Consider the following 12222-nt stretch of genomic DNA (forward strand, 5'->3'; position numbering starts at 1 on the left):
GTCATTTAAATCCTATTTAAAATAATTTTGTAGCCCTTTTACCTTATCGGTATGCTCCCATGGAAGATCAACATCCGTTCTCCCAAAGTGACCATAAGCAGCCGTTTGTTTGTAAATTGGTCGCTTTAAATCAAGCATCTTAATAATTCCAGCTGGCCGCAAGTCGAATACTTTTCTAATGGCAGCGACTAACTTATCGTCTGAAACTTTTGAAGTTCCAAACGTATTAACTGAAATTGAAACTGGTTCAGCAACCCCAATGGCATATGCCAACTGAATTTCAATCTTTTTTGCAAGTCCAGCCGCAACAATGTTTTTAGCGATATACCGCGCTGCATAACTTGCGGAACGATCAACCTTAGTTGCATCTTTCCCAGAAAAAGCACCGCCACCATGATGAGCTGCCCCACCATATGTATCAACAATGATTTTTCTTCCAGTCAAGCCGGCATCGCCAACGGGTCCACCAACCACAAATTTTCCGGTTGGATTGATTAAATACTTAGTGTTCTCATCAAGATACTTAGATGGGATCGTCGTTTTGATAACCTTCTCGATAACATCTTTTCGAATCTGTTCTTGAGTAACATCAGGATCATGCTGAGTACTTAAAACCACGGTATCAACACGCTTAGGATCATCATTTTGATCGTATTCAACCGTTACTTCCGCTTTGGCATCCGGTCTAAGATAAGGAATAGAACCATTTTTACGAAGCTTAGAGAGTTTCTGCATTAAATGATGACTCAATGAGATTGGGAGTGGCATTAACTCAGGGGTCTCACTGTCTGCATAACCAAACATAATTCCCTGGTCCCCAGCACCAATCTTATCAAGAGGATCGACGTCTCCGCCACGAGTCTCAACCGACTCATCAACTCCCTGCGCAATATCTGGTGACTGTTCATCAAGTGAAACTAACACAGCAACACTGTCTGCATCAAATCCGTATTTAGGATCATTATAACCAATTTCACGAATTGTATCTCTAACAACTTTTTGAATGTTAACATAGGCACTAGTTGAGATTTCACCAAACACCAATACAAGTCCTGTAGTAACTGAGGTTTCACAGGCAACTCGTGCATCTGGATCTTTTTTTAAAATTGCATCCAGGATTGCATCACTAATTTGATCGGCAACTTTATCCGGATGACCTTCTGAAACTGATTCAGAAGTAAATAAACGCTTTTCTGACATTCTTATTCCCCCTATTGTTTGTGGTTACAAGGCAACTTCACTCTTCGTGAATCCTATCGGGAATCTGCTCATAACTTTATAATAATAACATATTCGCAAGTAATTAAAAAGCACACAAAACCTCCATTGAACAAATTTACATAATTGATTAACATGGATTTATTAATACAAAAAGGACAATATTATGAAAACTTTTATTGAAAAGAATCAAACTACCGTACATGCCTTAGTTCTTACAATATTCATCATCTTGAATACACTAATATGGCTTTTTGCTTCGCAAGTTGACTTACTATCAGTTCAATGGAATACCAGACTGGTGGTGCTAATCCTATCAGAGTTTCTTTGGTCGGCTTCCCTTCTACTTTTCATCATTCGTTATGATCCAAGGATCAATTTATTTCTCAACGTCATCCCAGTATTATTAGCGATTGTCTCCTTGTTTCCCATCTTATTAATCATCCTGTTTGTCATCCTTGGAATCACCAACATCATTGTAATGATGCCCAAATTTAAACTCGAAAATTACTATGGACTGGTTTGCTTTTCCTTTTTAAATTCAATTGCTCCGGTCATTTCTTTTTGTTATCTTGATAACCAATACCTGGAATCAAGTGTCCTCGTAAACGTTGGAATTCTATTTTGCTTATACTGTTTGTTCTTTGTTCCGTTCTTTAATCACCGACTTGAAACTAAATTAAACTTTATCTTCATTTTAATCTTTGCAGCGCTTCTGCTAGCAAATTTTCCCTTATTAAAATGTGCAATTTTAATTACTTTAGTATTAATCTCATACGGAATTCAAATCTTCAGCGAAAAAGAAACCCCAGAAAATTGCTTACTTTCATTTATAATTATTGGATTAGCAACTTTCATATAAAAATGAGGACTTCAAAATATGAAGTCCTCATTTTTATTTACTGTAAGGAAATTGCATCTAAAAATTCTTTGATTCTCGGAGAAGGATTATTAAAAAATTCGTCCTTTGATCCATCAAAAATCTTCTCCCCATTTTCGATGAATAACATTTTATCAGCAGATAATTTAGCAAACTCAATGTTGTGAGTAATCATAATCATTGACTGTCCCTGATCAGCTAACTCTTCCAGCATTTTTAAAACTTGCGTCTCTAACTCCGGATCAAGCGCACTGGTAGGTTCATCTAATAAAATGTACTTAGGCTTGACTGCCAATGCCCGACAGATCGAGATTCGTTGTTGCATTCCTCCAGATAATTCATCGGGATAGAAATTAGCATATTTTTCAAGACCAACCCGTTTCAATAATTTTTCTGCCTGAGCAACCGCATCTTTTTTCGAAATCTTATGAACATGGATTGGTGCAGCCGTGATGTTATCAATCACCCGTAAATTAGGAAAAAGATTCCAATTTTGAAAGACCATGCTAGTCTGTGCTCGTAATTCCTTACTTTGTTTACTGGTAATCTTATCCGCGTAGTTTAACGAAAAATTAGGAAAACTAATTACGCCTGAATCAGGATGAACCAACAAGTCCAGGGAACGTAGCAACGTTGACTTTCCAGAACCAGAAGGACCAACAATTACGGTCGTTTTTCCCTCAGGAAATTCCGTGCTAATTTTATCCAGAACAGTTTTTCCATCGTACTTTTTTACAATGTCTTCAATCTTAATCATTAGCCTTCATCCCCCTTTAAGTATCTTGAAGAACGCTTTTCGAGATAGTGTTGAAGGATCGTTAAAATACTGCACAAAATAGCATAAAGAGCAGCTACTTCTGTGTACATAAGTAGTGGCTGATAGTTGTGCGCCGCAATTTGTTGACTAACCTGAAACATCTCTGTGATGGTAATCGTACTTGCAAGAGAGGTATCCTTAACTAATCCAATAAATTCATTAGATAGTGGAGGAAGTACGATTCGTGCTGCTTGTGGTAAAACAATGTACCACAGGGTTTGAGTGGTGCTAAAACCCAGAGTATATGCAGCATCCCATTGATCTTGGGGAACAGACATCAGAGCTGACCGAATTGTTTCCGAGGCATAAGCACCAGTATTTAACGAAAACCCAATTATTGCTGCCGTAAAGGCCGGAATTTCAAAATTAAAACCGGGAATGAAATTTTGCAGATTCGGTAAACCAAAATAAATAATGAACAACTGAACCAACAATGGAGTGGAACGAAAAGCCCACACGTATACGTCTGCAATGGCTCTAAAAATGCCCCACATAACTCTAACAAATGCATTCCCATGTGGTTTTAAAAACTTTATCAGTGCGGTAACAATCGCAAGAATTAAACCAAAAAAGAATGAAATAATTGTTAGTGGAATGGTGTATTTAATCATTGCCTCTAAGAGACTCGGTAATGATGAAATGATAATGTCCCACATAATTCTTTAAGCTCCTAACTAATATTATTTATCGGTAATATTCTCTCCGAAGTACTTCATTGATAATCGTTTCAAGGTACCATCTTTTCGAAGTTCATTAATTGCTTTGTCCATCTGTTTATTTAACTTAGCAGACTTCTTGTTCATCATTGGAGCAATTTGACTTTGTGGAATAACATTAGTTGGAACTAGTTTAGCTTGAAGGTCAGTATTCTTATGGCTTGCATACCAACTTTGCCATGCTGGCTGAGCATTTAAGGCACCAACAACACGACCTTGATCAATCATTTGCATTGAAGTATTAAAATCTGGTGAAGTAACTGGTTTAGCATGCAGCTTTTCGGCGTTATTCCAGTTATCAGTACCAGTACCTTCAGCGACCTTCTTACCCTTAAAGTCTTGAGCATTTTTAATTGGTGAATCTTTCTTAGTAATCATGATTGCCTTTGAATAAATGTATGGAGTGGCAAACCGATACTGCTTTTTTCTAGCTGGATTAATTGCCATATTGTTAAAAATAACATCGTAAGAATTAGAATTGAGTCCCTGAATTAATGAATCCCATCCAGTTAACTTGTATTGAACCTTCATCCCCATCTTTTTAGCAACATCATTAGCCAAATCAACTTCAAAGCCGGTTAACTTACCGTTCTTATCCTTGTAAGAATACGGAGCATAAGTTCCTTCCATACCAACCGTCAAAGTCCCAGGCTTTTTAGTCTCGGATTGTTTCCCACATGCGGTAACGGTAAGAGCCAACGCGGCCACTCCTGTTAGTAAAAGTAAAGGCCATCTTTTCTTCATAATTAAAATCCCCATTCATTAAAATATATTGTGCAAAATTAACTAACTCGCTATGTTTATTTTACTCTAAAAATTTAAACAGACAAGTAACTTTTTCATGATGATACCTCCTAAATAATCACAAAAGAACACAAAAAAGAGGACTGGATCCACCAGTCCTCTCATAATTATAATAAATTAATATCATTTATAGAGAAACCTTTGAGTGCATACCAAAAGTGTTGTCAGATTTTGTCAAATCTTTTTTACAACAACATGGTTTACACATAATTAGTTTCTCCCTTCGTGTTCTTTAACATAAAATCATAATATTACTATTTCTTTACTGGGTCAATAGATTGATCTTCAAGATCTGGATCATCATGTTCGTCTTTTGGTAGGAGAAGATTCAAAACGATTCCAATCACAGTTGCTAAAGCCACTCCAGTAAACTGGAAACTTCCAATTTGAATATATGCATTACCAATTCCAATTACCAAGATAACCGACGCAATCATTAAATTGCGTTTCTTATCCATGTCCAATTTATTGTCAATCATCACTTTGACACCATTAGCAGCAATTGTCCCAAATAGGAGAAAACTAATTCCACCAATAACTGGGAGCGGCATTTGCATGATTAAAACATTTAACTTATTCACGAACGCAAAGATCATGGCAAAAATCGCTGCTCCGATTATGACCCAAACACTGTAAACTTTGGTAATTGCCATGACTCCAATATTTTCGCCATAACTAGTTACCGCGGGCCCACCAAGAATTCCAGCTGCAAGCGATGCGGCTCCATCCCCAGCAAGCGTGCGATTTAAACCTGGATTCTTAAAGAAATTCTTGTGAGTCATTTCGCCGAGTACCATCAAATGACCCATGTGTTCGGTCATCGTAACAAAAGCGATTGGAGCCATAATCAAGATGGCATTCCAGTCAAACTTGAAGCCTCGCTCGGTGCCAATGATATGAAACGGAGGCATTTTAAACCATGGAGCAGTGGCAATTGCGTGAATATCAACTAATCCACACGCCATTGAAATTAAATACCCACAAACAATTGCCAATAAAATCGGAATTAATCCCAAGAATCCCTTTAATTTAACGTTGAAGAAAATTGCTAAAAACAGGGTGGTCATCGCAATTCCGAAGAAAACCAAGTTATACTTTCCATGATCCATCATTGCATTTTGGGCAGCACTCCCTGCAAGTGATAGTCCAATCACCATTACGATCGGCCCCACTACCACTGGTGGTAGGATCTTATCAATCCAATCGGATCCAATAAATGAAATGATCGTAGCCACAACCACATAAACTAAGCCGACCGCAACCACTCCTTGAGAAACTCCTGAAATTCCAGTCGTTTTCATAAGTGCCATCATTGGAGTGACAAAGGCAAAACTAGATCCCATGTAAGCGGGAATTTTCCCCTTAGTAATTAAAATATGCAGTAACGTCCCAATTCCTGAAGCAAAAAGTGCAATACTTGGGCTTAAACCGACTAACAATGGAACAATTACTGTACTGCCAAACATTGAAAACATGTGTTGTAAGGAAAGTCCGACCCATTTTAGTGGTGATGGACGGTCATGAATTCCTAATACATAGTCCTTTTTCTGAGACATTTATACTGACTTCCCTTCTCTAATAAAAAAACTGCTGTCCAAGGGACAACAGTCTTCGATTAAATAAAGTTTTACAGTATCACTTTAAAATTCGAAATCTTGCTGCCTCACTGGACACACTTAAAGATTTATTTAATTGAAATGATATATTTTTTATGATTGTTTGTCAATAAAATCTCCAAACGAAAAGGTTTATCGTTTTGGCATCACTTGTACTTTACTTATAAGCTAATTACTCTCTAACCCGACGTTTAAAACACAAGCACCTTTCAAATCACCTTTAGCAACCCTTTTCAAGGCATCATCCGCCTTTGAAAGTGGAAATTCAGTAACGTCAGGTTCAATGTGTAAACGATCAGCTAAAGTCAAAAACTCTTCGCCATCACTTCTCGTATTACTTTCAACACTCGTTAAGTTCTTTTCGTGAAAAATATGCTCTTCGTAACTCATCTGAGGGATATCAGTCATATGAATTCCGGCTAATGCTAAAGTACCTCCGGGAGCTAAACTTTTCAACGCATTAGGAACAGCCTCACCGACTGGTGCAAAAATAATCGATGAATCTAGAGGAACGGGCGACATATCATATGTGTTATTGACTGATTTTGCCCCAAGTGACAAGGCAAATTGTTTGGCATCTTCACCTCGTGTAAAGACGTGAACGTCAATTCCCTGATCAATCGCCAATTGCGCGGTGATGTGAGCAGACCCACCAAAGCCATAAATTCCAAGGGTACCACCAGCTGGAATGTTAGCACGTTCAAAAGCCCGATACCCAATGATTCCAGCACAAAGCAGTGGGGCTGCTTGAAGTGAATTAAACCGTTCTGGAATTCGATAAGCAAATCCCTCTGGAACGGTTGTATACTCCTCATAGCCACCATCATGATCCCATCCCGTATATTTAGAATATGGACATAGATTTTCTCTGCCAGAACGACAATACTTACATACACCACATGTTTTCCGTAACCATGGGATTCCGATTCGATCACCAATTTTAAATCGACGAGTATGAGGACCATTTTTAACTACTTTACCAATAATTTCATGTCCAGGAGTTAGATCTTTTTTATGGACAGGTAAATCACCCTCGGTAACGTGTAAATCCGTGTGACAAACTCCACACGTTAACACCTTAACCAAGACTTCACCATCACCAGGTGCTGGAACGTCTTTTCTAACATATTTTAAGGGAGATTTCCTTCCGTTAATCGGTCCAGGTTTAACAATTTCCCAAGCATTCATAGTTTTAGGGATCTCGGTATTAGCTTCTTCTACCATTATAATTGCCTCCTCAATGTAATCTTTACGTTCATCATATCACAAGAAAAATGAAAGTGAAGTACACTGACTAAAACCTAACCAAAATGAGTTTGAACTTCTTCTGGTTGTTTTTTAACCAAAACTTTCCCGTTTCTAATCGAGTATAAAAGCGTTCTTCTTTCGTTAATTTCATTATAAAAATTATCTGTATCAAAGATTAAGAAACTAGCGGGTTTCCCCTTCTCAATTCCATAATGATCACTAACATGTAAAGTTTTAGCAGCGTTGGTAGTAATCAACTTATATGAATCCATAATCTGATGATACCCCATCAATTGACTCGCTAAAATACCAACGTAAAGCGCATCCAGCATGTTACCGTTCCCCATTGGATACCACGGATCTTTTACATCGTCCTCTCCAAACGAGACGTTGATTCCATGCTTTAAAAGTTCCTTGACTCTCGTTAGACCACGTCGTTTAGGGTAAGTATCAAATCGACCACCCAAATGCACATTAACTAGTGGATTGGCTACCATGTTAATCTTTGACATCTTAAGAATTCTCATCAACTTATCGGCATATGCATCGTTATACGATCCAAGAGCCGTTGTATGACTTGCAGTAACCCGATCACTTAGTCCTGATTCATACGCCAAAGTAGCTAGAACTTCCAAATTTCTGGAATTTGGATCATCAATTTCATCGCAGTGAACGTCAACAAGTTTGCCATATTTTTCAGCTAAGTTCATCAAAAACGTTAGTGAATCACGCCCATAATATTGATTAAATTCGTAGTGGGGAATTCCACCCACGGCGTCAACTCCCATTTTGACAGCTTCTGTTAGTAAATCTTTGCCATGTGGAAATGATAGAATCCCCTCCTGTGGAAAAGCAACTAATTGGAGATCAATAAAACTAGATACCCGTTCCCTTACCTCAAGAAGTGCTTTAAGAGCGGTAAGATTGGGATCAGTAGTATCAACGTGACTTCTAACGAACTGAATTCCATGTTCAGCCTGATTCTTGATCGTTTTAATGGCGCGCTCCTTAACGTCTTTTTCAGATAAGCTTTGTTTTCGCTCAGACCAAATTGAAATACCCTCAAATAGGGTTCCACTTTCATTAAACCGGGGTTCACCGGCTGTCAGAGTCGAATCTAAATGGACATGTGAATCAATAAATGGTGGAATAATTAATTTACCATTCGCATCAATCACCTCTTCTTTAGGATCATCAATGTGATCACCAATCTCTTTAATCTTTCCATCTTTAACTAAAATGTCTTGTTTTTTTGTCGAATTCTCAATATATCCCTGTTTAATAATCATTTTATTTGTCCCGTCTTTCTAACGCCCGACCGATAACGTAGTAGAGAACAGCAATAATTGCCATTACAATAAAAGTTGCTCCAATGGTATTTTTAACAATTGCAACATTTTTCAACATTAAGTATAACAAAATTCCTAAAATCCAAAGTGCAAACGCAAACCAATTCACCCCATGGCTATACCAAAACTCTCCTTTCGGATCTCCAAATGATTCCAAACGGTAGTCACGATCATTAAGAAGAAAGTAATCTACTAGCATGATGGAGATGATTGGGCCTAAAAACATCCCAATATAATCAAGGAAGGCCGTAAAAGCAGAAAGAAAGCTTCCACTTAAAAGTGGGGTAAAGGTTAAAATCATCGCCACCACGGTGACAATCAACAACGACTGTTTTAATGTCAATTTATGATACATATTCGTTAATGCTGATCCAGCCGCCTGTAAATTAACAGCATTAGCGGTCATACTGGTTAAGACAATCACAATCATTGCAATCATTCCTAGACCCAATTTATTGGCCACTGTACTTGGATCAGAATTATTGGGATCATAAACTCCAGACGTAATGGCAATACTGATGGTAGTGCATAATCCGATGGATGCAAAACTGACTGCACCTAGTAAAGCTCCAAAAAATGGTGCACTTGTTGAAACACGCTTTTTATTAGTAAATCTAGTAAAATCAGCTCCACTGGTAACCCATGCCAAGTTAAACGCAGCCAGACTATCAATTGCTGCTCCAAACGGCATCCGATCCTTTTTGGGAACCATATAATGAGCAAGTTGGGTAAACGAAACATCTCTAAACACTACCAAGACTTCCCATATTACAAAGACAATAACTAGAATAATTCCAACTCTTTCAATAATTCTAATGGATCGTTGCCCTGATACAACACTAAGAATATGTAAAATACTCATAACCAGAATTCCGACAACTAAACCGAACGTTCCACCAGGCTTCCCAAAGATTGGCCAACCAAAGAATGAATTAAAAATATAGGATAATGAAGTTGCCGCAATAAAAGTATTAACCGCGGTCCAACCCATAAACATCACTAAATTGACAACCGATGGGATCATACTTCCCCGGATTCCAAATGTCGCCCGACTCAAGGTTGTCGTCGATAAACCCGTTTTATACCCCTCATATCCAATTAAACTTAGAAACAGATATGAAATAATTGAGGCAACCACCAAAGCACTAAACCCACCCCATAAACCACAAGCGGCAATAATGCCCCCAATAAACCAAGTTCCATTATTAGCGTTTGCTCCAAACCAGTTAGCAAACATATCCCAATAGCTCATGTTGCGTTCGTTCTTTGGAATGGGATGAACTTCGTACTTATTTCCGTTTTCCATTTTTTTCCTCCCTTGAATTAAAATGATAACCAAAATTCACATTGAACCAATTATAGTAATTCTTAAAGTTATTTAAAAGCTAAATTTAGCTATGAAAATGATGATTGGATTATAAAAAAGAAGAGTGTATCATAAGTACTAGTTCAATTAAGGGGTTGATCAATGTGCTTGGGAGACGTGAAGCAAGACTTAAGCGTGAAAAGTTACGATTAAAAAAACAAAAGTTAAAGCTTAAGAAACAAAAATTAAAATTGAGAAAGTTAAAAATAAAACTTCGAAATAAACGAAAATAGGGATCACCATTTGGTGATCCCTATTTCATCTTAATGCATCAATTATCATAATTATCTTAGCCATCAAAAAACAGGTCTAAGTCCGGGCAGTTAATAAATTAACAACAATGAAGGATCAACAGAACCTTAATGTACCCGGACTCATCCCTGCATTATTAGTATATGTCATATCAGTGTTACTTAGCAAGAAGAAAGCTTAATTACCTGACCTCTCCCTCAATCTTTGCCGCGTGTACGGTGGAATAAGGAACGTCAACTATTTTGACAAAACTACTTTATCATCAATAATTATGTGTCAGCAACTAAAGATTAAGTTGATGATTCTTTTATTTATGCTACTTTGATATACTAAATAGGTAGTGTTTCGGGTGTCATTAAATAATAAATAATCAGTATGATTATAAAATACGTCCAAAACCGATTGACGTTAAAAGCTAATATAAGGAGTTTGTTATGGCAAAGGAAAAACAAAAAAAGAAATGGTATAAACGATTCTGGGTTTGGATCATAATTGCAATCATCATACTTGTAGTAATCTTCGTTGTTGGAAGTAACAGTGATAAAAAGAAAAGTAGTTCTGCCACATCGGACAGTCAAACATCCCAAAAAGTAAAACTAGAGAGTTCGTCTAAAACGGCGTCGGCAATTTCAACAACTGATAGCGCAAACACTGAGAGCAATAATGCATACAATACCGCTAAAAGCTATATGGAATCTGTTCCAATGTCTAAGAAGCGTTTATATACTCAATTAACATCGCAATCTGGAAATAAATTTAAACCAGAAGCGGCTCAATCGGCCGTTAATAAATTCAGTGATAAAGATTATCAAGAAAACGCGGTTAAATCAGCAAAAAACTATTCGAAAGAACAACATTTATCAGCTCAACAAGTTTACGATCAGCTAACTTCTGAAGCTGAGGGATACACCCCTGAACAAGCTAAGTATGCCATTAATAAAAACAACTTAGGTCAAATTAACCAATAAAACATAATAAGATAAAAAGTCATTTTACGATGGCTTTTTATTTTGGCCATTTTATTTCTAACACGTATTCAAAGGGTGTGACCCACTTAAAAATTAAACAAACTATACACAGTAAGATCAGAGTATAAAAAAAGAACGTTGTCATAACAACGTTCTTGATTTGCTAAGATAAGCTATATAACTATGTTATACCGGAGGTGGGGTTCGAACCCACACGATCGCAATGATCACTGGATTTTGAGTCCAGCGCGTCTGCCAGTTCCGCCACTCCGGCATGCTAATGATTGCTAAAGCAGTAAAACAAAGGCGGTAACCGGATTTGAACCGGTGATGAAGGTTTTGCAGACCTCTGCCTTACCACTTGGCTATACCGCCATAAAGGCACTAAGCCTTAACAACTGCCCTTCCCTACTGGAACCAAGCAATCAAAAGGGCGGTAGGTGGGAATCGAACCCACGCGTGTCGGTACCACAAACCGATGTGTTAACCACTTCACCACTACCGCCATAACATCATAAACAGGGATAGTAGGAATTGAACCCACATCAACGGTTTTGGAGACCGGTATACTACCGTTGTACGATATCCCTATAAATAAAATGGAAGGAAGTGGATTTGAACCACCGAACCCGAAGGAGCGGATTTACGGTCCGCCGCGTTTAGCCAGACTTCGCTATCCTTCCATATAATGGCGCGGGACAGAATCGAACTGCCGACACACGGAGCTTCAATCCGTTGCTCTACCAACTGAGCTACCGAGCCATTGTCTTTTATGACATTTATAATAATAAAACTATTTAATTAATGTTGCAAGGGTTACCCACAACAAACGGTCCGTACGAGACTCGAACTCGTGATCTCCTGCGTGACAGGCAGGCGTCCTGAACCAACTAGACCAACGGACCATACGTTATGGAGGATACAGGGATCGAACCTGTGACCTCCTGCTTGTAAGGCAGATGCTCTCCCAGCTGAGCTAATCCTCCAA

The 12222-nt window shown here is 38.0% G+C and carries 10 protein-coding genes, 8 tRNA genes and 1 riboswitch; of the genes, 2 read left to right on the plus strand and 16 right to left on the minus strand.

The window, feature by feature from the left end; translation table 11 throughout:
* Window positions 1–12: 12 nt before the first annotated feature.
* Complete coding sequence (gene metK, locus AC6UDB_RS03805) at window positions 13–1200, minus strand: methionine adenosyltransferase (protein ID WP_500709184.1); 1188 nt, start codon at window positions 1198–1200, stop codon at window positions 13–15.
* A riboswitch (SMK box riboswitch) is annotated at window positions 1198–1279 on the minus strand. Its footprint overlaps the gene before it by 3 nt.
* Before the next feature lie 105 nt (window positions 1280–1384).
* On the opposite strand from metK, the gene AC6UDB_RS03810 reads away from it, so the two are divergent.
* A complete protein-coding gene (locus tag AC6UDB_RS03810; protein ID WP_500709185.1) occupies window positions 1385–2080 on the plus strand; it encodes a hypothetical protein in 696 nt (231 codons plus the stop codon).
* Window positions 2081–2117: 37 nt separating this feature from the next.
* Here AC6UDB_RS03810 and AC6UDB_RS03815 read toward each other — a convergent pair whose 3' ends face one another.
* The 7 genes from AC6UDB_RS03815 to AC6UDB_RS03845 all read right to left on the minus strand — a co-directional run bounded on the left by AC6UDB_RS03815 (window position 2118) and on the right by AC6UDB_RS03845 (window position 9954).
* Window positions 2118–2855 (minus strand): amino acid ABC transporter ATP-binding protein, encoded by a 738-nt coding sequence (locus tag AC6UDB_RS03815; RefSeq protein WP_500709186.1) that lies wholly within the window; start codon window positions 2853–2855, stop codon window positions 2118–2120.
* Complete coding sequence (locus tag AC6UDB_RS03820) at window positions 2855–3571, minus strand: amino acid ABC transporter permease (RefSeq protein ID WP_500693619.1); 717 nt, start codon at window positions 3569–3571, stop codon at window positions 2855–2857. The genes AC6UDB_RS03815 and AC6UDB_RS03820 overlap by 1 nt, the downstream gene beginning before the upstream one ends.
* A gap of 24 nt (window positions 3572–3595) precedes the next feature.
* Window positions 3596–4375, minus strand: a complete 780-nt coding sequence (locus AC6UDB_RS03825; RefSeq protein WP_500693618.1) for a transporter substrate-binding domain-containing protein — start codon at window positions 4373–4375, stop codon at window positions 3596–3598.
* A 314-nt stretch (window positions 4376–4689) separates the two neighbouring features.
* Window positions 4690–5991, minus strand: a complete 1302-nt coding sequence (locus tag AC6UDB_RS03830; protein ID WP_500709187.1) for a uracil-xanthine permease family protein — start codon at window positions 5989–5991, stop codon at window positions 4690–4692.
* A 228-nt stretch (window positions 5992–6219) separates the two neighbouring features.
* Complete coding sequence (locus AC6UDB_RS03835; protein ID WP_500709188.1) at window positions 6220–7275, minus strand: zinc-dependent alcohol dehydrogenase family protein; 1056 nt, start codon at window positions 7273–7275, stop codon at window positions 6220–6222.
* 77 nt (window positions 7276–7352) lie between these two features.
* The gene (gene codA, locus AC6UDB_RS03840; RefSeq protein WP_500709189.1) at window positions 7353–8588 is read right to left on the minus strand and encodes a cytosine deaminase; all 1236 of its coding nucleotides are present in this window, start codon (window positions 8586–8588) and stop codon (window positions 7353–7355) included.
* A gap of 1 nt (window position 8589) precedes the next feature.
* Window positions 8590–9954, minus strand: a complete 1365-nt coding sequence (locus AC6UDB_RS03845) for a purine-cytosine permease family protein (RefSeq protein ID WP_500709190.1) — start codon at window positions 9952–9954, stop codon at window positions 8590–8592.
* Window positions 9955–10700: 746 nt separating this feature from the next.
* Between AC6UDB_RS03845 and AC6UDB_RS03850 the strand changes: the two genes are divergently transcribed.
* The gene (locus AC6UDB_RS03850) at window positions 10701–11234 is read left to right on the plus strand and encodes an Ltp family lipoprotein (protein WP_500695751.1); all 534 of its coding nucleotides are present in this window, start codon (window positions 10701–10703) and stop codon (window positions 11232–11234) included.
* Between the two features lie 189 nt (window positions 11235–11423).
* Here the strand turns inward: AC6UDB_RS03850 and AC6UDB_RS03855 are convergent.
* The 8 genes from AC6UDB_RS03855 to AC6UDB_RS03890 all read right to left on the minus strand — a co-directional run bounded on the left by AC6UDB_RS03855 (window position 11424) and on the right by AC6UDB_RS03890 (window position 12220).
* A tRNA-Leu gene (locus AC6UDB_RS03855) sits at window positions 11424–11508 on the minus strand.
* A 30-nt stretch (window positions 11509–11538) separates the two neighbouring features.
* Window positions 11539–11609: transfer RNA gene (locus AC6UDB_RS03860), tRNA-Cys, on the minus strand.
* 57 nt (window positions 11610–11666) lie between these two features.
* Window positions 11667–11739: transfer RNA gene (locus AC6UDB_RS03865), tRNA-His, on the minus strand.
* Window positions 11740–11753: 14 nt separating this feature from the next.
* Window positions 11754–11824, minus strand: a tRNA-Trp gene (locus tag AC6UDB_RS03870).
* Window positions 11825–11834: 10 nt separating this feature from the next.
* Window positions 11835–11917, minus strand: a tRNA-Tyr gene (locus tag AC6UDB_RS03875).
* A gap of 6 nt (window positions 11918–11923) precedes the next feature.
* Window positions 11924–11996, minus strand: a tRNA-Phe gene (locus tag AC6UDB_RS03880).
* Between the two features lie 68 nt (window positions 11997–12064).
* Window positions 12065–12139: transfer RNA gene (locus AC6UDB_RS03885), tRNA-Asp, on the minus strand.
* 8 nt (window positions 12140–12147) lie between these two features.
* A tRNA-Val gene (locus tag AC6UDB_RS03890) sits at window positions 12148–12220 on the minus strand.
* Window positions 12221–12222 lie beyond the last annotated feature (2 nt).

The organism is Fructilactobacillus sp. X3R2C1 (assembly GCF_059901235.1).

What these genes read in the sequence shown, in the direction of transcription:
- metK (WP_500709184.1), bottom strand. Translation starts at nt 1,200, where the DNA reads ATGTCAGAAAAGCGTTTATTTACTTCTGAATCAGTTTCAGAAGGTCAT.
- AC6UDB_RS03810 (WP_500709185.1), top strand. Translation starts at nt 1,385, where the DNA reads ATGAAAACTTTTATTGAAAAGAATCAAACTACCGTACATGCCTTAGTT.
- AC6UDB_RS03815 (WP_500709186.1), bottom strand. Translation starts at nt 2,855, where the DNA reads ATGATTAAGATTGAAGACATTGTAAAAAAGTACGATGGAAAAACTGTT.
- AC6UDB_RS03820 (WP_500693619.1), bottom strand. Translation starts at nt 3,571, where the DNA reads ATGTGGGACATTATCATTTCATCATTACCGAGTCTCTTAGAGGCAATG.
- AC6UDB_RS03825 (WP_500693618.1), bottom strand. Translation starts at nt 4,375, where the DNA reads ATGAAGAAAAGATGGCCTTTACTTTTACTAACAGGAGTGGCCGCGTTG.
- AC6UDB_RS03830 (WP_500709187.1), bottom strand. Translation starts at nt 5,991, where the DNA reads ATGTCTCAGAAAAAGGACTATGTATTAGGAATTCATGACCGTCCATCA.
- AC6UDB_RS03835 (WP_500709188.1), bottom strand. Translation starts at nt 7,275, where the DNA reads ATGGTAGAAGAAGCTAATACCGAGATCCCTAAAACTATGAATGCTTGG.
- codA (WP_500709189.1), bottom strand. Translation starts at nt 8,588, where the DNA reads ATGATTATTAAACAGGGATATATTGAGAATTCGACAAAAAAACAAGAC.
- AC6UDB_RS03845 (WP_500709190.1), bottom strand. Translation starts at nt 9,954, where the DNA reads ATGGAAAACGGAAATAAGTACGAAGTTCATCCCATTCCAAAGAACGAA.
- AC6UDB_RS03850 (WP_500695751.1), top strand. Translation starts at nt 10,701, where the DNA reads ATGGCAAAGGAAAAACAAAAAAAGAAATGGTATAAACGATTCTGGGTT.